The organism is Streptomyces sp. NPDC001380, assembly GCF_042895785.1.
Taxonomy (GTDB): Bacteria; Actinomycetota; Actinomycetes; order Streptomycetales; family Streptomycetaceae; genus Peterkaempfera.
Genome location: NZ_JBIAWP010000011.1, coordinates 60,555 through 83,418 on the forward strand (window position 1 = coordinate 60,555; position 22,864 = coordinate 83,418).

Sequence of the window (22,864 nt, forward strand, 5' to 3'; positions counted from 1 at the left end):
GCGGGCCCGACCGGGGCGGCCTGCGTTCCGCGGGCTCGCCGTGACGGACGGCCCGGGGGGAGGAAGACGTGGACGGCGATCCCGGCAAGGGCGGCGGCGCCCCGGCGGGCGGCCCGGCGGCCGTCAGCCTGGACAAGGTCCGGCGCACGGCACCGGAGCTCGTGAGCCTCTACAAGGCGGCGGGCGTCTCCCTGGCCAAACGCGGCGTCGCCGGGCAGCGTGCGGCGGTCTACCTGGTCATGGACCACTCCGCGAGCATGCAGGGGTTCTACCGCGACGGCACCATGCAGCACCTGGCCGAACAGGCCCTGGGGCTCTCCGCCAACCTCGACGACGACGGGGTCGTCCCGCTCGTGTTCTTCTCCTCCGGCGTCGACCTCGTGGCCGAGATCGGCCTGGACAACCACCGGGGCCGCATCGACCGCCTGCACCGGTCGCTGGGCTGGGGCGGGACGCGCTACGTCCCCGCGATGCGGGCCGTCATCGACCACTACCGGGAGAGCGGGGCCGTCGACCCGGCCTTCGTGATCTTCCAGACCGACGGGGACCCCTTCGACCGCAGGAGGACCCGCAGGCTCCTGCGCGCCTCCTCCTCCCTGCCGATCTTCTGGCAGTTCGTCGGCTTCGGGTCGAGCAGCGCCCTGGGCTTCCTCCGCGGCCTGGACACCCTCCGCAGGAGGGTCGTCGACAACGCCGGCTACTTCGGCGCCGGCACGGATCCGCGGGGCGTCTCCGACACGGACCTGTACGACCGCCTCATGGTGGAGTTCCCCGACTGGCTCGTCGCGGCCCGGACCGCGGGGATCCTGCGGTAGGGCCGCCCCGGCCGTCCGGTGGGGTCCCGTCCGGCGGGGTCCCGTCCGGTCAGGTGCCGTCCGGTCGGATGCCGTCCGGTCGGGCGCCGTCCTGGGGCCGGCGGTCCCGGGGGCCGGGTGCGGCGGCGCGCTCCCCGGCGCCGGAGGCGTCCGGGGCGCCGCCGGGGTGCGCGGGCAGGCGGGGCGGGGCGCCGTCCGCGGTCCCGCCGGCGGCCGCGGCCCGGCGGGCCCAGGCGGCGAGGGCGGCGGCCGGGACGCCGTGGGGCGCGTCGGCGCCGTACGGGGCCAGGGCGTCGGCGGCCCTGCCGAGCAGAGCCGCCGCGCCGGACGGGTTGCCGCGCGCCGCGTGGGTAAGCCCCACCGCCAGCTGGGCGAGGCCGCGCCACAGTCCACGGTCGGGCCCGGCCGACGCCTTCCAGGCGTCCTCGAACACCTCGTGGGCGTGGAAGGGCATGCCGCCGTCCAGGAGCCGCTGCGCCTCGGCGAGCGTCTCCGCGGGGGTGCGCCGCACGCCCTCCGGCTGCCGGGCCACGCCCGGGGAGCCGTACGGCAGGGGGCGGCCGAGGCCGTCCCGGGGCCGGGCGTTGCGGGCGCGGCCGCCGGCGTCGCGGTCGCGGTCCGGGGCGGGCCCTGCGTCCGGGGCGGGCCCGGCGTCCGGGGCGGGCCGGGGGTGGTCGTCACCGCCCGCGGACGGTCCGCGGGCCCCCTCCACGGGGGTGCCGCAGTGGTCGCAGACGGGTGCGGCGCCGTCCTCCCGGAACCGTCCGCACCCGGTGCAGACCCGGTCCAGCCGGCACGCCGCGTCCCCGCCTTCGTCCATGCCCCGATTGTGCCCGCCCCTCCAGGCCGCACGCGCCCGGGCCGCCGGTCCGGGCGGGCAGGGGCCGCAGGACCGGGCCCGGCCGGAGGACCGGGGCCGCCGGGACCGGGGCCGGGACCGGGTGCGGCGCGGCGGCGGTCCGGCCGGGTCCGGCTGTCGGACCTCGCGGCTATGGTCGGGGGCGTCCCCTGACCCGGAGAAGGACCCAAGGACCCCATGGCAGCCCGCATCGCGCTCGTGGCCGACCCCGACGGCCCCGGCGGCCGGCTGCAGCGCCTGGCCGACGACGGCACCCCGGCCGGGCCGCCCGAGCACGCCCCGGACCTGGCCGCGGCCGTGGCCGCCGCGGAGGCCCGGGAGCGGCCGCGGTGGGTGTGGGCGTCGGCCGACGGCGTGTACCCGGGGCTGCTGCCGCTGCGGGTCGCCCGCTGCCACGACCTGTCCCTGGTGGAGCCGCTGCTGCTGGGCCGGGAGGGGCGCCACGGCGCGCCGCGGTCGCTGGGCGCCGCCTGGGCCCGGCTGCACGGCCTGCCGGTCCCGGAGGACCTGCCGGACGGTCCCGCGCACGACGGCCAGCCCGGCCTGTTCCAGCCCGACCGCCACCAGCTGCCGCCGGGGACGGACGTGCTGCGGGCCGTGGTCGAGGTCCACGCCGACCAGCAGCGCCGCGCCGCCCGCGGGGACCGCCCCGGCCTGCTGCGGCTGCTGTGCGCTGCGGAGTCCGCCGGGGCGCTGGCCGCGGCGGAGATGACGTACGAGGGCCTGCCGTGGCGGGCGGACGTGCACGACCGGCTGCTGACCCGCCTCCTCGGCCCGCGCACACCGCCCGGGGTGCGGCCGCGGGTGCTGGCGGAGCTGGCCGGCGAGGTGCAGCGGGCGCTGGGCGGACGCCCCTTCAACCCGGACTCGCACGCCCAGGTGCTGCGGGCCTTCGCCGAGCAGGGCATCAGCCTGCCGTCGACCCGCTCCTGGGTGCTGCAGCGGGTCGACCACCCGGCGGCGGCGCTGATGCTGCGCTACAAGGAGCTGTCGCGCATCCACGCCGCGCACGGCTGGGCGTGGCAGGAGGCATGGGCCCGCGGCGGCCGGTTCCGTCCGGAGTACGTGGTCGGCGGTGTGGTGTCGGGCCGCTGGGCCAGCCGGGGCGGCGGCGCGCTGCAGATCCCGCGGATGCTGCGCGGCGCGGTGGTCGCCGACCCGGGCTGGTCGCTGGTGGTGGCCGACGCGGCGCAGCTGGAGCCGCGGGTGCTGGCCGCGGTGTCGCAGGACGCGGGCCTGGCGCGGGCGGCCGCGCAGGGCGACCTGTACGAGGCGCTGGCGCGGACGGCGTTCGGCGGTGACCGCGCCCGGGCCAAACTGGGCCTGCTGGGCGCGATGTACGGGCAGACCAGCGGCGAGGTGGGGCCGCTGCTGGCCGTGCTGAACCGGCGGTTCCCGGCGGCGATGGCGTACGTGGAGGCGGCGGCCCGCACGGGCGAGCAGGGCGGGGTGGTCGCCTCGCGGCTGGGCCGGGTGTGCCCGCCGCCGTCGGCGGGACGGGCCGGGGAGGACGGGCCGGAGGAGGGCGGCCCGACGGGCGGCCCGCCCGGGGGCAGCCCGGCCGCGGGCTCCGACGGCGAGCGGGCGGCGCGCGCCCGGGGCCGCTTCACACGGAACTTCGTCATCCAGGCCAGCGCCGCCGACTGGGCGCTCGCCCTGCTCGCCGCGCTGCGCCGCAGGCTGGCGGAGATCGGCCCGGACGCCACCGGCGGGCGGCCGCACCTGGTGTTCTTCCAGCACGACGAGGTGGTGGTGCACGTCCCCACCCAGCAGGCGGACGAGGCCGCGGCCGCCGTCGCGGCGGCCGCGGAGGAGGCCCGCACCCTGGTCTTCGGGGACACGCCGGTCCGGATGCCGATGGAGACGCGGGTGGTGGACTGCTACGCCGACGCCAAGTGACGGGGGATCGGGCGGGACGCCGCCGGACCGGCGGCCGGCGCGGAGGGGGCGGGCGGTGGCGGGGGCGGACGGTGGCGGGGCCGTACGCCGGGGCCGCTGCGGGAGCGGGGCGGCCGGGGGCCGGTGGCCGGGCGCCGGACGGGGGACTGCCGGGGGGCGGCAGCGGGGGGCGGGGGCGGCCGAGCAGCGCCCGGACCTGCTATTCCCGGTGACCGAGTGGTGGATGTCACGGTTCGTCAACCCCTCCCTACGGTGGCGTAGGTCACGTGGGCGGGTTCAGGATGGGGAGCCGTGGCAGATCAATCGGACAACTTCACCATCGCCTCGTACGTGGCCGTAGGGGACAGCTTCACCGAGGGCCTGAACGACCCCAGACCGGACGGCGCGGGATACGCGGGCTGGGCCGACCGGCTGGCCGAGCTGCTGGCCGCCGGCCGCCCGGACGGGGGCTTCCGGTACGCGAACCTCGCGGTGCGCGGCCGGCTCATCGCGCAGATGGTCGAGGAGCAGGTGCCCCGGGTCCAGGAGCTGCGGCCCGACCTGGTGAGCATCTGCGGCGGGGGCAACGACGTGCTGCGCCCGGGCAGCGACCCGGACGCGATCGCCGAGACCTTCGAGGCCGCCGTGGTGCAGCTGCGGTCCGCCGCGGGCACGGTGCTGATCTGCACCGGCTTCGACACGCGGGACATGCCCGTGCTGCGCCGGCTGCGCGGCCGGATCGCGACGTACAACGCCCATCTGCGGGCCATCGCCGACCGGCACGGCTGCGCGGTGCTGGACCTCTGGTCGCTGCGGTCGGTCCAGGACCGCCGGGCGTGGAGCTCGGACCGGCTGCACCTGTCGCCGGAGGGGCACCAGCGGGTGGCCCTGCGCGCCGCCCAGGTGCTCGGGCTGCCGGTGGAGCGCGACCCGGAGGAGGCGTGGCCGCCGCCGGAGTGGCACAGCCCGGCGGAGCTGCGCCGGGAGAACCTCCAGTGGGCGCGCGAGCACCTGGTGCCGTGGGTGGGGCGGCGGCTGCGGGGCGAGTCCTCGGGCGACCACATTGAGGCGAAGCGGCCCGACCTGCTGCCCCTCTGACCCCGCCACCGCCGCGGGGCGGCGGCACCCGGGACCCGAAACCCGAAGCGGCCTGCGGGCCGGAGAGCACTCTCCGGCCCGCAGGCCGCTTCGCCGTTCCCGGCCGGGGCCAGGCCGGGGCCCGGCCGACGGCGGCGCCGGGCAGGCCCGGCGGGCGGGGCCGGCCCGGACGGGGCAGGGCGGGGCGGGCTGGACCGGGCGGGGCCGCGCGGGGCGGGCGGGGCGGGCTGGGCGGGCTGGGCGGGTGGTTCTGCGCCCGGCCCGGCCTGCCGGGGGGCGACCGAAAGGGGCAAACCTCCGCGACCTCACTACCCTCGGCCTCATCGGCATCATCCACCCCGGGCCCCCCTGCTCGGGAATACCCCAGGGGGGTATGGTGTTGTCCATCGGAGAGACCCGTCCACAGGAGGCACGAGAGATGTCCACCACCACCGTCTTCACCGTCACCGGCATGAGCTGCGGCCACTGCGAGAAGTCGATCAGCGAGGAGGTCTCCGCCCTGCCCGGCGTGACCGGCGTGTCGGCCGACGCCAAGGCGGGCACGGTGACGGTCTCCTCCGAGCAGCCGGTGGACGAGGCCGCGCTGCGCGCCGCCGTGGACGAGGCCGGCTACGAGCTGGTCGGCCGCGCCTGACCCGCCGGGGCGCGGGCCTGCCCGCCCGCGCCCCTCACCCCACTCGGCACCACCCCAGGAGGGGATCATGAGCACGAGCGCCCCCGTGCGCGAGGACCCGGACCGCGTCGAGCTGGCGATCGGCGGCATGACCTGCGCCTCCTGCGCCGCGCGGATCGAGAAGAAGCTCAACCGCCTGGACGGCGTGCAGGCGTCGGTGAACTTCGCCACCGAGAAGGCCCGCGTCGACTTCGGCCCCGGGATCCGGGTCGAGGACCTGATCGCCACCGTGGAGAAGGCCGGCTACACCGCCGAACTCCCCCCGCCGCCCGAGCCGGAGCCGACCGCCGCGGCCGGGGCCGCCGCAGGGGCCGCCGAGCGCGGCGGGCCCGACCCGCTGCTGCAGCGCCTGCGGATCAGCGCCGCCCTGTCGGTCCCGGTCGTCCTGCTCTCCATGGTCCCCGCGCTGCAGTTCGACGACTGGCAGTGGCTGGCGTTCGCGCTGACCGGGCCGGTCGTGGCCTACGGCGGCTGGCCCTTCCACCGGGCGGCGTGGACCAACCTGCGCCACCGCGCCGCCACCATGGACACCCTGGTCTCGCTGGGCACCCTGGCCGCGTTCGGCTGGTCGGTGTGGGCCCTGTTCTGGGGCGACGCGGGCATGCGGGGGATGAAGCACGGCTTCACCCTCGCCGTCGGCGGGGCCGACGCCGCCTCCACCCTCTACCTGGAGACCGCGGCCGCCGTCACCACCCTGATCCTTCTCGGCCGGTTCTTCGAGGCCCGCTCCAAGCGCCGCGCCGGGGCCGCGCTGCGCGCCCTGCTCGACCTGGGCGCCAAGGACGTCGCCGTCCTGCGCGGCGGCCGCGAGGTCCGCGTCCCCGCCGACCGGCTGCAGGTCGGCGACCGGTTCGTGGTGCGCCCCGGGGAGAAGGTCGCCACCGACGGCGTCGTGGTGGAGGGCACCTCCGCGATCGACGCCTCCATGCTCACCGGCGAGCCGGTGCCCGTCGAGGTCGCACCCGGCGACCCCGTCACCGGCGCCACCCTCAACGCCGGCGGCCGCCTGGTGGTCGAGGCCGCCCGGGTCGGCGCCGACACGCAGCTGGCCCGGATGGCGAAGCTGGTGGAGGACGCCCAGATGGGCAAGGCTGCCGCCCAGCGGCTCGCCGACCGGATCTCCGCCGTCTTCGTCCCGGTCGTCATCCTGCTCGCCGCGGCCACGCTGGCGACCTGGCTGGCAGTGGACGGGAACGCCGCGGCGGCGTTCACCGCCGCGGTGGCGGTGCTGATCATCGCCTGCCCCTGCGCGCTGGGCCTGGCCACCCCCACGGCCCTGATGGTGGGCACCGGCCGCGGCGCCCAGCTCGGCATCCTCATCAAGGGCCCCGAGGTCCTGGAGACCACCCGCACCGTCGACACGGTCGTCCTGGACAAGACCGGGACCGTCACCACCGGCCGCATGGCCCTGACCGCCGTGCACACCGCCGACGGCGAGGACGAGGAGGAGGTGCTGCGGCTGGCCGGCGCCCTGGAGCACGCCTCCGAGCACCCCGTCGCCCGCGCCGTCGCCACCGCCGCCGCCGACCGCGTCGGGTCCCTGCCGCCCGTCGAGGAGTTCGCCGGCGTCCCCGGCCGGGGCGTGCAGGGCGTCGTCGACGGCCACGCCGTCCTCGCCGGCCGCGAGCAGTTCCTGGCCGACCGGTCCCAGCAGCTGCCCGAGGAGCTCGTCCGGGCGAAGGCCGCCGCCGAGCAGGCCGGGCGGACCGCGGTCGCGGTCGGCTGGGACGGACGGGCCCGGGCGGTGCTGGAGGTCTCCGACACCGTCAAGCCCACCAGCGCGCAGGCGGTCCGCGAGCTGCGCGCCCTGGGCCTGACACCGGTCCTGCTCACCGGCGACAACCGGGCGGCGGCCCGGAGCGTGGCCGCCGAGGTCGGCATCGACGAGGTGATCGCCGAGGTCCTGCCCGAGGACAAGGTCGCCACCGTCCGCCGCCTCCAGGAGCAGGGCCGCACGGTGGCCATGGTCGGCGACGGCGTCAACGACGCCGCCGCCCTCGCCCAGGCCGACCTGGGCCTGGCCATGGGCACCGGCACCGACGCCGCCATCGAGGCCGGCGACCTCACCCTGGTCCGCGGCGACCTGCGGGTGGCCGCCGACGCCATCCGCCTGGCCCGGCGCACCCTGGCCACCATCAAGGGCAACCTCTTCTGGGCCTTCGCCTACAACGTCGCTGCCCTGCCGCTCGCCGCGCTCGGCCTGCTCAACCCCGTCATCGCCGGAGCGGCGATGGCCTTCTCCTCCGTCTTCGTCGTCACCAACAGCCTCCGCCTGCGCACCTTCCAGGCGGCGCGGACGGACTGACGGTACGGACGGACCGACGGCACGGACGGACGGGCCGGCGGCGGCGGCCCGGAGGCCGGCCCCGACGCCGGTTCGGCCTCCGGGCCGGCGGGGTGCGGGACGGCCGCCGCCGGTCCCCGGCAGGGGCGGCGGGCCCCGGCCCGGGGCCGGCGGCGGAGCCGTTCAGCGTCCCAGCAGCTCGCCGCCGTTGCAGTTGAGGATCTCGCCGGTGATGTAGCCGGCCTCGGGCGACGCCAGGAAGTACACCGCCGCCGAGACGTCGGCGGGCTGGCCGATGCGGCCCAGCAGGGTGCGCCCGGCGCGGCGGGAGAGCTCGGCCTCGTCCAGGCGGGGCCCGAAGAACTCGGTGCCGGCGACGGTGCCGGGCGCCACGATGTTGGCGGTGATGCCCGAGGGGCCGAGCTGGGCGGCGAGGAAGTGGTTCCAGGCGTGCAGGGCGCCCTTGGCGGCGCCGTACGAGCCCGCGCCGCGCAGGGCGGCGATGGAGCTGACGGTGACCACCCGGCCCTCACCGGGGGTGAGCCGGTCGCGGACCGACTCGGTGAGCAGCACCGCCGTCATGACGTTGCGCTCGAAGTCGCCGCGCCAGCGGGCCAGCAGCGCGTGCGGGCCCGGGCCCATGGCGGTCTCGCGGCTGCCGGCGTTGTTGACCAGGACGTCGATGCGGGAGGGCAGCTCCCCCAGGGCGGCCTCCACCGCGTCCGGGTCGGCGAGGTCGCAGACCAGCGGGGTGACACCGGGGCCGAGTTCGGCGGCCGCGCGGACCAGCACCTCGCGGCGGCGGCCGACGATCACGACCCGCTCCCCCGCCTCGGCGAAGCGGCGCGCCACCGTGCGGCCGATGCCCGTGCCGCCGCCGGTGACGACGACGTTCCTGGCCATGCGTCCCTCCCTGGGCTGGTCGGCCCGGGAGGGCCGCGGTCGCGGAACGGGTGATTAGTATCACGGAGGGTGAGCGGGCCCGGCGGCGGGGGTGCCCCGGCGCGGACCCGTCCGGGCGTGAGAGTCATCTCACACCGCACCCCGGCGCACCGCCGGAGCCTTCCGCGTCATACCTTTGGGAGTGCGGCGGCCGGGCGGACCAGCCCGGGCACGCCGCCGACGGGGTTCCGGCGGACCCCGGACACCGGACCGTCTTCGCTGGACGGTCCGCCCACGCACGGCGCCGCGACACGGAACGGGACGCTTTGAGCGGCCGTCCCGGCCGGACGTCCGGCGTCGTGCGCCGCCCCGCCCCCGGCGGGGAGGAGGCGGCAGGGGGCCCGGCCGCGCGCACCGCCCGAGGGCGGGAGGCGGCAGCCGGGCCCGGCCGGACCGGGACCGAGGGGCGCGGCAGGGCGCGCCCCGGGCTCAGCGGCTGCCGAGCGGCACGTAGTCGCGGATCTCGGTGCCGGTGTAGATCTGGCGGGGACGGCCGATGCGGCTGCCCGGGTCCTTGATCATCTCGTGCCAGTGGGCGATCCAGCCCGGCAGGCGGCCGAGGGCGAACAGCACGGTGAACATGCTGGTGGGGAAGCCCATGGCGCGGTAGATCAGGCCGGTGTAGAAGTCCACGTTCGGGTAGAGCTTGCGCTCGGTGAAGAAGTCGTCGGAGAGCGCGTGCTCCTCCAGCTTCAGCGCGATGTCCAGCAGCTCGTCGGCCTTGCCCAGCTGGGAGAGGACGTCGTGCGCGGCGCTCTTGATGATCTGGGCGCGGGGGTCGAACGACTTGTAGACGCGGTGCCCGAAGCCCATGAGCTTCACGCCGTCCTCGCGGTTCTTCACCTTGCGGATGAAGGCGTCGACGTCGCCGCCGTCGTTCTTGATCTTCTCCAGCATCTCCAGGACGGCCTGGTTGGCGCCGCCGTGCAGCGGGCCCCACAGGGCGGAGATGCCCGCCGAGATGGAGGCGAACTGGTTGGCCTGGCTGGAGCCGACCAGGCGGACCGTGGAGGTCGAGCAGTTCTGCTCGTGGTCGGCGTGCAGGATGAGCAGCTTGTCCAGGGCGTTGACGACGACCGGGTCGAGCTCGTACTCCTCGGCCGGCACCGCGAAGGTCATCCGCAGGAAGTTCTCGACGTAGCCGAGGTCGTTGCGCGGGTAGACGAACGGGTGGCCCACCGACTTCTTGTAGGCGTAGGCCGCGATGGTGGGGAGCTTGGCGAGCAGGCGCACGGTGGAGAGGTGGCGCTGCTCGGGGTCGAACGGGTTGTGGCTGTCCTGGTAGAAGGTGGACAGGGCGCTGACCACCGAGGACAGCATCGCCATCGGGTGGGCGTCGCGCGGGAAGCCCTGGTAGAACCGCTTGACGTCCTCGTGCAGCAGGGTGTGCTGCGTGATCTCGTTGCGGAACGTCTCCAGCTGGTCGGCGGTGGGCAGCTCGCCGTTGATCAGGAGGTAGGCGGTCTCGATGAAGCTGCCCTGCTCCGCCAGCTGCTCGATCGGGTAGCCGCGGTAGCGCAGGATGCCGTTCTCACCGTCCACGAAGGTGATCGCGGACTTGTACGCGGCGGTGTTGCCGAAGCCGTTGTCCAGCGTGACCAGGCCGGTCTGCGCGCGGAGCTTCGAGATGTCGAAGCCGGCGTTGCCCACAGAGCTCTCGACGACGGGGTACTCGTACTCGCCGTCCTGGTACCGCAGTACTACCGAGTTGTCGCTCACGTCTTCCTCACCGACGAATGAAACCTCTGCCAAGGTGTATTGACTAGGTCTACCTTCCCCCATACGGGGGACAACCGCGCACCCGGGGTCGCCCGAAAGGGGCAGGTGTGCACGTTCACCCCTTGAACGCGGCCGCGACCGCGACGCTAGCCCGCCGCCAGCCGGTGGTCGAGGGCGGAGTGCCGCCGCCCCGCGCTGACGGTGCGCACGGCCTGCCCGATCGCCTTGCGCGAGCCGACCAGGACGACCATGCGCTTCGCCCGGGTGACGGCCGTGTAGAGCAGGTTGCGCTGGAGCATCGTCCAGGCCGAGGTGGTGACGGGAATCACGACGGCCGGGTACTCGCTGCCCTGCGAGCGGTGGATGGTGACCGCGTAGGCGTGGGCCAGCTCGTCCAGCTCGTCGAAGGCGTAGGGGACCTCCTCGTCCTCGTCGGTGAGCACCGTGAGCCGCTGCTCCTCGGGGTTGATGCCGGTGACCACGCCGACGGTGCCGTTGAAGACGCCGTTGCGGCCCTTCTCGTAGTTGTTCCGGATCTGGGTGACCTTGTCGCCGACCCGGAAGGTGCGGCCGCCGAAGCGGCGCTCCGGGGTGTCGGGGCGGGAGGGGGTGACGGCGGCCTGGAGCAGCACGTTGAGGTTGCCGGCGCCGGCCGGGCCGCGGTGCATGGGCGCGAGGACCTGCACGTCGCGGCGCGGGTCCAGCCCGAAGCGGGCCGGGATGCGGCGGGCCACCACGTCCACCGTGAGGCCCGCGGCGCGCTCGGCGTCGTCCTCCACGAAGAGGAAGAAGTCGGCGAGGCCCTCGGTGAGCGGCGGCAGGCCCTCGTTGATGCGGTGGGCGTTGACGACCACGCCGGACTGCTGGGCCTGCCGGAAGATCCTGGTCAGGCGGACGGCGGGGACCGGTCCGCCCTCGGCCAGGACGTCGCGCAGCACCTCTCCGGCGCCGACCGACGGCAGCTGGTCGACGTCGCCCACCAGCAGCAGGTGGGCGCCGGGGGCGACCGCCTTGACCAGCTTGTTCGCGAGGATGAGGTCCAGCATGGAGGCCTCGTCGACCACCACCAGGTCGGCGTCGAGCGGATGGTCCCGGTCGTAGGCGGCGTCGCCGCCCGGCCGGAGCTCCAGCAGCCGGTGCACGGTCGACGCCTCGCAGCCGGTGAGCTCGGCCAGCCGCTTGGCGGCGCGGCCGGTGGGGGCGGCCATCACCACCTTGGCCCCCTTGGCGAGGGCGAGGGTGACGACCGACTTCACGGTGAACGACTTGCCGCACCCGGGACCGCCGGTGAGCACGGCGACCTTCTCGGTGAGCGCCAGGCGCACCGCCTGCTCCTGCTCGGGCGCCAGGTCGGCCCCGGTGCGGGTGCGCAGCCAGCCGAGCGCCCGCTCCCAGTCGACGTCGGCGAAGCCGGGCATGCGGTCGGTGTCGGCGCGCAGCAGCCGCAGCAGCTGGGCGGCCAGCGAGATCTCGGCGCGGTGGAACGGCACCAGGTACACGGCGGTGACCGGGTCGCCGCCCGGCTCGGGGGAGGGCAGCCGCTCGCGGACCACGCCCTCCTCCGCGACCAGCTCCGCCAGGCACTCGATGACCAGGCCGACGTCGACCTGGAGCAGCTTGACGCCGTCGGCGATCAGGCGCTCCTCGGGGAGGTAGCAGTGCCCCTGGTCGCTGCTCTGCGACAGCGCGTACTGCAGGCCGGCCTTGACCCGCTCCGGGCTGTCGTGCGGGATGCCGACCGCCTGCGCGATGCGGTCGGCGGTGAGGAAGCCGATGCCCCACACGTCCGCGGCCAGGCGGTAGGGCCGGTTCTTCACCACGCCGATGGAGGCGTCCTCGTACTGCTTGTAGATGCGGACGGCCAGGGAGGTCGAGACGCCGACGCCCTGCAGGAAGACCATCACCTCCTTGATGGCCTTCTGCTCCTCCCAGGCGGCGGCGATGAGCTTCGTGCGCTTGGGCCCGAGCTTGGGCACCTCGATCAGCCGGGCGGGCTCCCGCTCGATCACGTCGAGGGTCTCGGTGCCGAAGTGGTCGACGATCCGCTCGGCGAGCCGCGGGCCGATGCCCTTGATGAGCCCGGAGCCGAGGTAGCGGCGGATGCCCTGGACGGTGGCGGGCAGCACGGTGGTGTAGTTCTCCACCGTGAACTGCCTGCCGTACTGGGGGTGCGAGCCCCAGCGGCCGTGCAGCCGCAGCGACTCGCCGGGCTGGGCGCCGAGCAGCGCGCCGACGACGGTCAGCAGGTCGTTCGCCCCGCGGCCGGTGTCGACGCGGGCGACGGTGTAGCCGGTCTCCTCGTTGGCGTAGGTGATCCGCTCCAGGACACCCTCGACCACGGCGAGCTGCCGCTCCCCCGGCGGCTGCTGCACCGCCGCGCGTCCGCCCATGAGGCACCCCCTGCGGTCGTGCGGTACGCCTTGGCACGAACCGTACCCCCCGGCTCGGACATCGCGGGCGGCGCCCGGCGCCGGGGCGGGGGGCGGGGCGGCTCCGGGGCCGGTGCCGAGTCCGGTGGCGGGGCCCGCGCGGGGGCGCGGGCGGCCCGGGTCCGCCGCCTCCCGGCCGGAGTTCGCGGGGAAAGGTCCGCGGGGGTCCGGGGGTCAGTCCTGCTCCCCCTCGCCGCGGTGGACCAGGCCGGGCTCGCCGGTGTCCCGGTGCCACTCCACGACGAGCTCGTCCTTGGCGCCGAACCGGACCAGGTGGCGGCCGACGACGTCCTCCAGCACGGGGAGGCTCGCGGCGTCCCCCTCGACGGCCAGGAGCAGGGCGCCGGGCTCGGCCGTGAGGGTGCCGGTCCCGGTGGCGAAGGCCAGTTCGCCGCGGCCGGCCTCCTCGTCCCAGGAGGCCTCGATGCGGCGGCCGAGGTGGGAGGCGAGCTGCTTGGCGTAGCGGTGCGGGCGGTCGGTGGTGACGCGCGCCTCGGATCGGGGCATGTTCCCTCCAGGGGGCCGGACGTACGCTGCGACAGGCGGGGCCGTCACCAGCCGCAAGGCGGCCCGGCCTCGCCGTATTCCCCGTCCGCACCGTGCCACTACGCTGGGCGACCACCCCGCACCGAGGAGCCCCGCCCATGGCCCCGCCGACCACCAGGTCCGCCGGCGGACCGGCCGCCGCCCGGCCCGCCGCCGGCTCCGGCACCCCTGTCCGGCCCGGCGACGACGCCCGGCCCGACGCCCCGCGGCCCGACGCCCCGCGACCCGGCGCCCCGCGACCCGACGCCCCGCAGCCCGGCGGCACCGCCGAGCCCGGTGACGCCGCCGAGCTCGCCGACGCGCTGACGCGCGCCGTGAAGCGGATGCGCCGCCGCACCGCCGCGGGCCTGGAGCCGTACGGGATCACGCCGGGCCAGGGGCGCGCGCTGCGGGTCCTGGCGCACGCGTCGGACTGCGAGACCCCCGGCCGCGCCATGCGCCTGAGCGAACTGGCCGACGTCCTGCACATCGCCCCCCGCTCGGCGACCACGGTGGTGGACGCCCTGGAGGCGTCCGGCCTGGTGGTGCGCGCACCGGACCCGGCCGACCGGCGGGCCGTCGGCCTGCACCTCACCGAGGCGGGCCGGCGGGCCGTGGAGCGGATCGGCCTGGTCCGGCAGGAGGTCGCCGAGGAGTACTTCGCCGACGTCAGCGCCGGGGACCGGGAGGCGCTGCTGCGCGTCCTGCGCCGGACGGAGGCGTCGTACGGGGTGCGGACGGCGCACCCGCAGCGGGAGCAGGGACCGGGGCCGGACCGGGACCTGGAGCGGGACCTGGAGGGGGACCTGGAGCGGGACGGTGGTCCGGGGCAGTGCCCGGAGCAGGGGCGGGGCCTGTCCGGCGGCGCGGCCTGAGGGCCGTGAGTCCGACCCCGCCGACCACCAGGACCGCCGCGCAGGCGGCCGCCGGGCTGATCCGCTCGCCGAGCAGCAGCCAGGCCGAGGACATGCCGAAGACCGGGACGAGCAGCGAGTACGGCGCCACCGCCGAGGCGTCGTAGGCGCGCAGCAGGTACCCCCACGCGCCGAAGCCGAAGAGGGTGGCGGCCCACGCGACGTACGCGACCGCCCCGAGGCCGGCCGGGGTGATGGTGCGCAGCGCCTCGAGGTCCGCCCGCGGCCCCTCGAACAGCAGGGAGAGGGCGAGGAGCGGGAGCGGCGGCACAGCGCTCACCCAGACCGTCCAGCGGAGCATGTCGGGCGGGGCGGCCCGGCGGGTCAGCACGTTGGAGAGCCCCCAGGCCGCCGCCGCGGCGACGACCAGGGCGAAGGATCCGGCCGGGCCGCCGCCGCCCCGGTCGGCGGCGACCAGGGCGATGCCCAGGAGGGCCAGGGCCATGCCCGCGAGGCGCAGGCGGCCGGGGCGCTCGCGCAGCAGCACCGCGGCGAAGACGGCGGTGAAGACGGCCTGGCTCTGCAGCACGAGCGAGGAGAGCCCGGCGGGCATGCCGGCGTGCATGCCGACGAACAGCAGGCCGAACTTGACCACGCCCAGCACGAACCCGACCGCCAGGACCCACCGCCACGGGACCCGCGGCGGCCCGGCGAACAGCACGCCGGGCAGGGCGACCGCGGCGAACCGCAGGGCGCAGAAGAGCAGCGGCGGGAAGTCGTGCAGCCCGACGTCGATGAGGACGAAGTTGAGGCCCCAGACGGCGGCGACCGCGACCGCGAGGCCGATGTGGGCGGGGGCCATGGCGCCGCGTCCTGCGGCGGGGGGCGGGGGCATGGCACGAGGATGACGCCGGACGACCGTTCAGCACCAGCGATGACATCTGAAAGCTGGGGTTTAGCATCGCTGCATGATGGATCTCGGACGGCTCCGCGCGCTGCACGCGGTGGCGGTGCACGGCTCGGTGGGAGCGGCGGCCACCTCGCTGGGCTTCACCCCCTCGGCGGTCTCCCAGCAGATCTCCAAGCTGGAGCGCGAGACCCGGACCGTCCTGCTCGAGCGGCGCGGCCGGGGCGTGGTGCTCACCGACGCCGCGCAGGCGCTCGCCGCCACGGCGCGGCAGGTGCTGGCGCTGGTGGAGCAGGCGGAGGTGTCCCTGGAGGAGCAGCGCGGACGCGCCGCCGGGCGGCTCGTGGTGGCGGCCTTCGCGACCGCGGCCCGCGGGCTGCTGCCGGGGGCGCTGGCGGAGCTGCGGGTCCGGTGCCCGGACCTGGACGTGCGCCTGCTGGAGACCGACCCCTACCAGGCCGCCGAGATGGTCGCGCGCGGCGAGGTCGACCTCGCGGTGGTGCAGGACTGGGAGAACACGCCGCTGCCGGTGCCCGACGGGCTGGCCCGGGAGGACTTCGGCACGGACCCGGTCGACCTGGTGCTGCCCGCCGGGCACCCGCTGGCGGCCGCGGCGGTGGTCGGCACCGCCGACCTGCGGGGCCGGCGGTGGATCAGCGTCCCGCCGGGCAACATCTGCCACGACTGGCTGGTCCGCACCATGCGGGAGGCCGGCGAGGAGCCGGACGTGGTCCACCAGGTGGGCGAGTTCGAGACGCAGATCGCGCTGGTCGCGGCGGGCCTGGGGGTGGGGCTGGTGCCGCGGCTCGGCCGCGGTCCGCTCCCGCCGGGGGTGGTGGCGCGGCCGGTGCGGCCGGAGCCGGTCCGCCGGGTGTTCGCGCTCTGGCGGCAGCAGGCGTCGCGCCGCCCGGCGATCACGGCGGCGCTGGCTGCGGTGCGGGACCACTGGCCGACGCGGGGTGCCGCCCCCGAGCCGGGCACGGGGCGCACGGCGGGCACGGGGCGGACGGCGGACGCCCTGCGTCCGGGCGCGGTTCCGGCGGCGGCCCCCGCCCCGGACCCGGTCCCCGGGAACGGTGGAACCGGGCGGGCACCGGCCGCGTCGGATTGACATGACTGCGACGCACACAGACCGGTCCGGACCGTTGGGCAGTACGTCGGCGGGCGGCACGCAGGCCGGCGGCACACGAGCGGGCGGCACACGAGCGGGCGGCGCGCGGAGGCGGAGGGGCGGGCCGGCGGCCGGACTGCTCGCCGCCGTCCTGGGCGCGGCCGTCCTGGCGGGCTGCGGCTCCACCCCGTCCGCCCGGGTCACCCCGGGCGGGGATCCGTCCGGGAGCGGCACCGCCGGGTCGTCGGCCGCTCCCCCGCCCCCGGCCCCACCCACCGGGTCCCCGTCGGGACCGGCCGGGACGGGCGGCCACCGGGTGGACGCCGGGACCGTCCTCCTCCGCGTGGCGGTGGGCATCCCGAGCGGCGCCGACTCGGTGCTCACCACCCCGCAGGACGCCCGGGCGTACCCGCACTGGTTCGACGTGGGCGGCGGGAGGGAGACCGCCGCGGCACTGCGCGCCAGACTCGCCGGCAGCGGGCCGGCCGTCCCGGCGCCGGGGCAGGTGCTCGTCGCGGTGACCGACGCGGTCGGCTGCGGGCAGCCGACCGGCGCCGAACTGTGGGCGCGCGGATCGGACCTCACGGTGCGTTGGACCGGCGGCGGCGCGGCACCGCGGGAGTGCCTGGCGCCGTTCAGGGCGGTGGCGGTGTTCCGCATGCCGGCGTCGTCCCTCCCGGCCCACCCGACGGTGCAGGGACACCGCCCGGACCCGGCCGGACCCGGGATGGGCCGCCACCCGGCGCCCGGCGGGCCGGGGGCTCCGGCGGCGGGTCAGTCCTCCTCGGCCTCCGCGCAGGCGACCGCCAGCTCGGGGTAGCCGTCGGTGGCCCAGCTGTGGCCCATCCGCACCACGTCCAGTTCGCGCCCCGCGGGCAGCAGCACCGTCGGGCGGCCGTCCGGCCAGACGCGCCAGGCGGCCCCCGGCACGGTGCGGACGATGACGGTGCCCAGGTAGAGGCCGGCGTCGTTGCCCAGCCAGTCGGACGCCTCCGGGTCGTCACGCCAGCGGGGCAGCAGCTGGTCGAGCGCGGAGAGGGACGCCGGGGTGTCGTCCAGGACGACGCCGGCCAGGCCCGCCTGCTCGCGCAGCAGTTCGCACTCGGCGAGGAGTCCGCCGATCCCCTCGCCGGTCCCCCCGGCGGCACCGGCTGCGTCGGACGCACCGGCCGCCCGCGCCGCCGGTGCGACCGCCGCCCCGCCGTGCCGGGCACGCCACCTGTCCACAAACGCGATTCCCATACCCACCAGCGTGACAGCCTGCGGCTTCCGGGAACAGGACCCGCAACCGAACGGCGCGCTGCGGGCGCCGCGCCCCGGGAGTCCGCGCCGGGGCCGCCCGACCGGGGCGCGCTCCGGGCTCGACGCCTTCCGGCGCGCCCCGGCCGCACGCGGTGCCACGGGGGCCCGGCGCGCGGGGACGGTCATCGCCTGCGCCGCGGCCCTCCGGCGTCGCAGGCGCGCGAGGCCTCAGCCGGCGGTCGGGGAACGCGGTCGGCGGGCGACTCGGCGGTCGGCGGTCGGCGGTCGGCGGTCGGCGGAGGAGGTGACCGGCCGGGACCGCGGGGTCCGTCAGTCCGCGCCGGAGGCGAGCTCCCCGTCCAGGTGGGTGCGGAGCAGCAGGCGCAGCCGATCGCCGTCGATCAGCAGCAGCCGCTCGTCGGCGGCGGCGAGTTCGGCCGCCTCGGGGGTGAAGTGCGCCGTGGTCAGCCAGACACCCCCGTCCGCGCGCTCCTCGGCGACGGCCTCGGCCAGGGTCCGGACCGCATCGGCGTCGACCCCGTCGGGGCGGCGGGCCGCCCAGACCACCCGGCGCCCCGGCAGCGCCGTCGCCTCGCCGCCCTCGGCGACCGCGACCAGGCCGTCGCGGCCCCGCAGCCGGAGCGTCCAGCCGCCGAGCCCCATACGTGCCGTCAGTTCGCGTATCAGCCGGGCGAACTCCGCCGGTGAGAGATCCCCCTCGGCGGGCACCGCGGCGCCGGCGGTGGCCAGGGGCGCGACCGGCGCGGGCCCGTACGGGTCGGGGGTGACCGCGGAGGGCAGCGCGCGGAGCACCGCGAGGGCGTCCTCCCGGTCGGCACGGTCGCCGCGGGCGGGGAGACCGGGACGGCCGGGCGGCAGCAGGCGGGTGCGGGCGAGGTCGTCCCGGTCGGCGTCGACGGTGAGCAGGCAGCAGCCGCCCGGCGGCGTGCCCGGCCCCCGGACGAAGCCGTTGAGCACGACGCCGCCCAGGACCTCGTCGCCGTCCGCGGCCGCGACCGCGTGCAGGGCGCGCAGGGCCAGGCGGGCGGCGAGCTGGAGGTAGTGGACGGCCCGCTCGCTGTCCGGGCGGGGCACCGGCTCCGGGGGGCCGCCCTCGGCGGAGGGCCGGTAGCCGGCGACGGACGGGACGATCTGGGGCGAGGGCAGTTCCAGGTCGAGCACGGCGGTGCGGGTGAGCGGCCGGAAGACCGTCCGGCAGGCGGCGGGCAGGTCGGGGGTGGCGTGCCCGGCTGCGGCGAGCGCCCGTTCCAGGAGCGACTCCACGGCGGCCGGCTCGGCGGCCCGGTAGGCGCGGCGGCACTCGTCGAGGGTGGCGTTGTACTCCTCCACGGCGCGCGCACGGGCCAGCTCGGCGCGTTCGTGCTCGATGCGGTCCTGCCGGGCGCGGGTCCGGGCGTCGTCGTCGCCCTCCAGCAGTTCCTGGCGCTCCCGCCACTCCCGCAGGGCGCGCTGGTGCCGCAGGCGCGCCTGGGCGCGCTCCCGCTGGTACACGGGGTCGAGCAGGCGGCGGCCGGCGTCGGCGGCGTCCGCGGACCCGGCGGGCGCGCCCGCCGGCTCGGGCGGTGCGAACTCCTCCCAGCGGGGCGGTTCGGCGGTTGCCGGGGCGACGTAGGGACGGGGTTCGTGGACACGCCGCTGCGACGCGAAGTCGACCGCCGGGCCGGGGCGGCCGGCGCGGTCGAGCAGGTCGAGGAAGCGCGCCAGTTCGGCCGCCGCGGTGGCGGTGCGCTCACGGGCGACGCGGACGCCGTGGTCCGGTGCGCCGCCGGCCCCGGGCCCGGCCCCGGGAGCGTCCGGAGCGGTGGCGGTGCCGCGCCCCGCCGGGGAGCCGGACTGCTCCGGATCGCCGGACGCCGGGCCGGCCGGCACGGTGACGCCCGGCGCAGCGGGGCCCGGCGGGGTGCCGTCGGAGAGCGGGTCGTGCGGGACGGGACCGTCCGGATCCCGGCGGAACAGGGAGCGGGTGAGGCGGCCGGTGGTGCGGTTCTGCGGGTACTGCATCGGCGGTCGCTCCCCCGTGGTCGGCTTCGTCCGGTCGCGCGGCAGGTCGTCGGGTACCGGGGGCATCGCCCGCGGGCGTTCCGGCGGCCCCAGGGGCCATTGTTCCGCCCCGGGGGGTCCTGTGGGAGATCACCGGCGAGCTTTCCGGCGGACGGGGGCGCGCCGGAGCGCGGGGGGTGCGCCCCGGAGGCGTCCCGGCCGCGTCCGGGCGGCCGTGCCGTGACGGCACTGCCGCAGGAGCGGTACCGCCCCGCAGGTGCCGCGCCGACGATGTCGCGGCGGCACGGTCTCGGCGGCACGGTCGCAGCGGCGGGGTCGCGGCAGCCGGCCGGCCCCGTTCCGGTGGATCCCGCCCGGAGGCGGAACCCTGGGATCCGGGCCCTGCGGAGGAACATGCCTCTGCCGCAGCCCGACGGGCCCGGACGTCTCCGGACCCGCGCACGGGGAGCGACCAGGGCCGGCGCAGGGAACGGCCCGGTGCCCAGGCCTCCGGGCCCGCGCACGCGGAGTGGCGGGACACCGGGGGCAGCGGAGGGCGGGACCCCCGGCCCGCGTCCGCCGCTCCGCACCGGGGCGGAGACCCGGCGGCGGGCGCCGCTTCCGCCGCTCAGTTCGTCCGGGTGTTGGTGAGGTGGAGTCCTATGTATCCGATGTAGATGCGGCCGGTGCCGGAGCAGTCGTCGAGGTAGTGCAGCCGGGGCGCGGTTCCGCCGCCGCCGATGCGCAGGTGGGCCCCCATGAAGGCGCGGCCGGAGGGGTCGACCGCGTGGGGCACCGGCAGCATCCGCTCCTTCTTCCACTTCGCGTTGGTGCTCACGGTGTGCGACTCCCCGCGGACGGCCTTGCGCGGCGGGAAGGGGTGGCAGTCCGGCGGAGTGTGCTCGCACCACTGCTTGAAGTCGCCGTGGGCGCGGCCGCGTGCGGCCGCGTCGGCGTAGTCCTGGAGGGCCAGCAGGCCGTCCCAGGCGAGGCGCGCCCATCCGGGCCCGGCGTTGCGCTCGTCGAGGGCCAGCGCCTCCTTGACGTCCCCGGTGAACACCAGGGACGGGAACTCGCCGAGGCGGGCGACGAGTTCGGCGAAGGTCGCCGGGTTGGCGTCCTCCTCCCGCCGTGCCTCGCCGGCGACCTCCGCCGGATCGGCGGCGGCCGGGCCGGCGGCGCTGACCAGCCTGCGGGTGAGCACCCGGACCTGCGCCCGGGCGTGCCTCAGCGCCTCGTACTGGTCGTCGGCCTCGGCCAGGAGGGAGCGCTCCAGCCTCTCGGCGTGCTGCAGCTGACGCCTTATGCGCTGCAGTTCGTCCGCTCCCGCCTGCTCCTCCCGTGCGGACTGCTCGGCGGCCTCGGCGGACTCTGCGGCCTGGGCGTCCCGGGCTTCCTGGTCGGTCCGGGCACCCCGGGCGTCCTGGCCGGCCGCGGGGCTGCCGGGCCGGGGCGGCGCAGGGGGCAGGGGAAGCGTCCGGAGCACCGGGACGTCGGCGAGGACGTCCGGCAGCGGGGTGTCGGCGGCGAGCCGGCGCGGCTCCCGGGCAAGGATGGCGGCGGCGCGGCGCGGATCGTCCTCCAGGAGGCGGCGCGACATCACGGGGTGGTGGACGCCGTCGCCGCGGGCGGCCGGGTCGAGTCCGGGGAGGTAGGTGCGGACGGCCCCGCCGTAGACGGGGTGGTACTCCAGCGCCAGGTTGAAGGCCGGGCGGGCGGCGTGGTCGAGGACGTAGAGGACGGCCAGGCCGGTGAGGTTGGCCACGGCGGGCCGGACGGCGTCGGCGAGCCAGGCGTCGCGGTCCAGGTCGGCGGGGACGCTGGCGACCACGATCGGCAGTCGGCGGTCGGGGTCGCACAGCTCGTCGATCAGGCGGTCCACGGCGCGGGGGCCGACCACGGCGGGGCGGTCGCGGACCGCGGCCGGGCCGTCGGAGGCGTCGAGCAGCGGGAGCAGGTCGCGGGCGAGGCCGGGGACGGGCACCCGCCCGGAGCTGCGCACCCCGGGGCCGTTGGGCAGGTGCTCGGCCTCCAGGCGGACCCAGGTGGGACCTCCGGACGGGGTCGCCACGGTGAGGGTCGTCTGGCGGACGCCGTGCGGTGCGGGCTGGCGGACGCGGCGGCGCAGGTAGCGGCCGGTGCCGCCGCGCAGCGGTCCGGCGTCGAGGTCGAGGGAGGCGCGGTCGCCTATGCGGTGCCGGGCGGCCTCGGGCGGGGCGGCACCGCCCGCGACGGGAGGGGCGGGGGCGGCGGGGGGCTCGTCGTAGCCCTCCTGCTTGAGCCAGCCGCGGAGCCGCTGGTCGGCGAGGGCGGCGGTGTCGGTGTGGCCGTGGCCGCTGGTGACGACCATCCGGTAGCGGGCTGCGGGTGGATCGGACTGGTCGGACGAGGTGGGACGGGTCATGCGCTGGTCCTCCCGTGGTGCTGCGGTGGGATCCTGCTGTCCTCCGTGGGTGGGTGTCGGCCGTCGGCCGGGCGAGGTGTCCCGTCCGTACCGGTTGGTGGGAGAACGCCGCCGCCCCGGGCATGAGTTCCTGGGCCGGACGGTGGTCACCCGTTCGAGTGATTCGGCGGTTGCGGAGCGCAGCCGGGGCGGCCTTCGGGGGAGAGGCCCGGGGAAGGTCCGGACGGGGCCGGCAGGGGCTGCAGGGAGCGGCGTGCGCACCGGCCCGGCGTGCGCCGGGCGGTACCCCCCCGGGGGGCCTCTCAGCAGGGCGCACGGGCACGTCGGTGCAGCCGGCCGGCGACGCGTGGAAGCGGCACCGGACGCGCACCGGACCGGTCGCGGGCGGCGGGCCCGGGCAGGCGCAGGCGGACGGGCGGCGGCTGCGGGCCCGGCCCGGCCGGTCAGTCCGCGTCGGCCTCGATGCGCGTCCGCCCCGTCTCGACGGCGGAGGCGGTGCCGCCCGTGGCCTCCGCCAGCCAGGCGTGGAAGGCGGCGGTGCCGGACTCGGGCACCCCGACCTCGATGCGGACCCCCGCGGCGCCGTAGGAGACATCGCGCACGGCGTGCCCGGCGGCCCTCAGGTCGTTCTCCAGCCGTCCCGCGCGGACGTGGTCGGCGGTGACGGCGAGCAGGGCGACGGGCCGCAGTTCCACCACGCCGGCGAGGTCGAGCGTCTCGGAGACCGCGGAGCCGTAGGCCCGTACCAGGCCGCCCGCCCCCAGCAGCACGCCGCCGAACCAGCGGGAGACCACCGCGGCCGTGTCGGTGAGCCCGCGGCGGCGCAGCACCTCCAGCATCGGCACGCCCGCCGTCCCGGCGGGCTCCCCGTCGTCGCTGGAGCGCTCCCGGCGCTGCTCGTCCCCGACGACGAACGCGGTGCAGTTGTGCCGGGCGTCCCAGAACTCCTTGCGGACCGCCGCGATGAACGCCTGCGCTTCCTCCTCGTCGGCGACCCGGGCGAGGGAGCAGACGAAGCGGGACTTCTTGATCTCGATGCCGTGCCGGGCCGGCCCCTTGACGGTGAGGTGGCGGTGCGGGTCGGACATGGCGGGTGCGGCTCCCGGGAGGGCGGGTCGGTGTC

At 77.3% G+C, this 22,864-nt stretch carries 17 protein-coding genes and 1 pseudogene; 8 read left to right on the plus strand and 10 right to left on the minus strand.

Going from position 1 to position 22,864, the window contains the following annotated elements:
- Positions 1–68 precede the first annotated feature (68 nt).
- Entirely contained in the window at positions 69–815 is a 747-nt protein-coding gene (locus tag ACFY07_RS15720; protein ID WP_230652049.1) for a VWA domain-containing protein, read from the plus strand.
- A 49-nt stretch (positions 816–864) separates the two neighbouring features.
- On the opposite strand, the gene ACFY07_RS15725 is transcribed toward ACFY07_RS15720, so the two are convergent.
- Entirely contained in the window at positions 865–1,635 is a 771-nt protein-coding gene (locus ACFY07_RS15725; RefSeq protein ID WP_390869155.1) for a DUF309 domain-containing protein, read from the minus strand.
- Positions 1,636–1,851: 216 nt separating this feature from the next.
- On the opposite strand from ACFY07_RS15725, the gene ACFY07_RS15730 reads away from it, so the two are divergent.
- The 4 genes from ACFY07_RS15730 to ACFY07_RS15745 all read left to right on the plus strand — a co-directional run bounded on the left by ACFY07_RS15730 (position 1,852) and on the right by ACFY07_RS15745 (position 7,628).
- Positions 1,852–3,573, plus strand: a complete 1,722-nt coding sequence (locus ACFY07_RS15730) for a bifunctional 3'-5' exonuclease/DNA polymerase (protein WP_390869156.1) — start codon at positions 1,852–1,854, stop codon at positions 3,571–3,573.
- Positions 3,574–3,864: 291 nt separating this feature from the next.
- On the plus strand, positions 3,865–4,650 hold the full coding sequence (locus ACFY07_RS15735; RefSeq protein ID WP_230652045.1) for an SGNH/GDSL hydrolase family protein: 786 nt from the start codon (positions 3,865–3,867) through the stop codon (positions 4,648–4,650).
- A gap of 373 nt (positions 4,651–5,023) precedes the next feature.
- On the plus strand, positions 5,024–5,284 hold the full coding sequence (locus ACFY07_RS15740) for a heavy-metal-associated domain-containing protein (protein WP_230652043.1): 261 nt from the start codon (positions 5,024–5,026) through the stop codon (positions 5,282–5,284).
- 67 nt (positions 5,285–5,351) lie between these two features.
- Positions 5,352–7,628 carry a heavy metal translocating P-type ATPase gene (locus ACFY07_RS15745; protein WP_390869157.1) on the plus strand — a complete coding sequence of 759 codons (2,277 nt, stop codon included), beginning with the start codon at positions 5,352–5,354 and terminating at the stop codon, positions 7,626–7,628.
- Between the two features lie 162 nt (positions 7,629–7,790).
- Here ACFY07_RS15745 and ACFY07_RS15750 read toward each other — a convergent pair whose 3' ends face one another.
- The 4 genes from ACFY07_RS15750 to ACFY07_RS15765 all read right to left on the minus strand — a co-directional run bounded on the left by ACFY07_RS15750 (position 7,791) and on the right by ACFY07_RS15765 (position 13,204).
- Positions 7,791–8,510, minus strand: a complete 720-nt coding sequence (locus tag ACFY07_RS15750) for an SDR family NAD(P)-dependent oxidoreductase (protein ID WP_230652039.1) — start codon at positions 8,508–8,510, stop codon at positions 7,791–7,793.
- A gap of 468 nt (positions 8,511–8,978) precedes the next feature.
- Positions 8,979–10,268 (minus strand): citrate synthase, encoded by a 1,290-nt coding sequence (locus ACFY07_RS15755; RefSeq protein WP_230652037.1) that lies wholly within the window; start codon positions 10,266–10,268, stop codon positions 8,979–8,981.
- 146 nt (positions 10,269–10,414) lie between these two features.
- Positions 10,415–12,658: an ATP-dependent RecD-like DNA helicase gene (locus ACFY07_RS15760; RefSeq protein WP_390869158.1), complete on the minus strand. Its 2,244-nt coding sequence runs from the start codon at positions 12,656–12,658 to the stop codon at positions 10,415–10,417.
- A 213-nt stretch (positions 12,659–12,871) separates the two neighbouring features.
- Complete coding sequence (locus tag ACFY07_RS15765) at positions 12,872–13,204, minus strand: DUF2218 domain-containing protein (RefSeq protein ID WP_390869159.1); 333 nt, start codon at positions 13,202–13,204, stop codon at positions 12,872–12,874.
- A 362-nt stretch (positions 13,205–13,566) separates the two neighbouring features.
- Between ACFY07_RS15765 and ACFY07_RS15770 the strand changes: the two are divergent.
- Positions 13,567–13,791: pseudogene (locus ACFY07_RS15770) on the plus strand (MarR family winged helix-turn-helix transcriptional regulator); the annotation flags it as partial.
- 100 nt (positions 13,792–13,891) lie between these two features.
- Here the strand turns inward: ACFY07_RS15770 and ACFY07_RS15775 are convergent.
- The gene (locus ACFY07_RS15775; protein ID WP_390869274.1) at positions 13,892–14,938 is read right to left on the minus strand and encodes an EamA family transporter; all 1,047 of its coding nucleotides are present in this window, start codon (positions 14,936–14,938) and stop codon (positions 13,892–13,894) included.
- A 106-nt stretch (positions 14,939–15,044) separates the two neighbouring features.
- On the opposite strand from ACFY07_RS15775, the gene ACFY07_RS15780 reads away from it, so the two are divergent.
- On the plus strand, positions 15,045–16,094 hold the full coding sequence (locus ACFY07_RS15780) for a LysR family transcriptional regulator (protein WP_390869160.1): 1,050 nt from the start codon (positions 15,045–15,047) through the stop codon (positions 16,092–16,094).
- 343 nt (positions 16,095–16,437) lie between these two features.
- Positions 16,438–16,914 carry a hypothetical protein gene (locus tag ACFY07_RS15785; protein ID WP_390869161.1) on the plus strand — a complete coding sequence of 159 codons (477 nt, stop codon included), beginning with the start codon at positions 16,438–16,440 and terminating at the stop codon, positions 16,912–16,914.
- On the opposite strand, the gene ACFY07_RS15790 is transcribed toward ACFY07_RS15785, so the two are convergent.
- The 4 genes from ACFY07_RS15790 to ACFY07_RS15805 all read right to left on the minus strand — a co-directional run bounded on the left by ACFY07_RS15790 (position 16,869) and on the right by ACFY07_RS15805 (position 22,829).
- Complete coding sequence (locus ACFY07_RS15790; protein WP_390869162.1) at positions 16,869–17,336, minus strand: DUF6278 family protein; 468 nt, start codon at positions 17,334–17,336, stop codon at positions 16,869–16,871. The genes ACFY07_RS15785 and ACFY07_RS15790 overlap by 46 nt on opposite strands.
- 330 nt (positions 17,337–17,666) lie before the next feature.
- Positions 17,667–19,358, minus strand: coding sequence for a restriction endonuclease (locus tag ACFY07_RS15795; protein ID WP_390869163.1), 1,692 nt, complete (start codon positions 19,356–19,358; stop codon positions 17,667–17,669).
- Positions 19,359–19,965: 607 nt separating this feature from the next.
- On the minus strand, positions 19,966–21,741 hold the full coding sequence (locus tag ACFY07_RS15800) for a hypothetical protein (RefSeq protein WP_390869164.1): 1,776 nt from the start codon (positions 21,739–21,741) through the stop codon (positions 19,966–19,968).
- A gap of 443 nt (positions 21,742–22,184) precedes the next feature.
- Positions 22,185–22,829 carry a YigZ family protein gene (locus tag ACFY07_RS15805; protein WP_390869165.1) on the minus strand — a complete coding sequence of 215 codons (645 nt, stop codon included), beginning with the start codon at positions 22,827–22,829 and terminating at the stop codon, positions 22,185–22,187.
- Positions 22,830–22,864 lie beyond the last annotated feature (35 nt).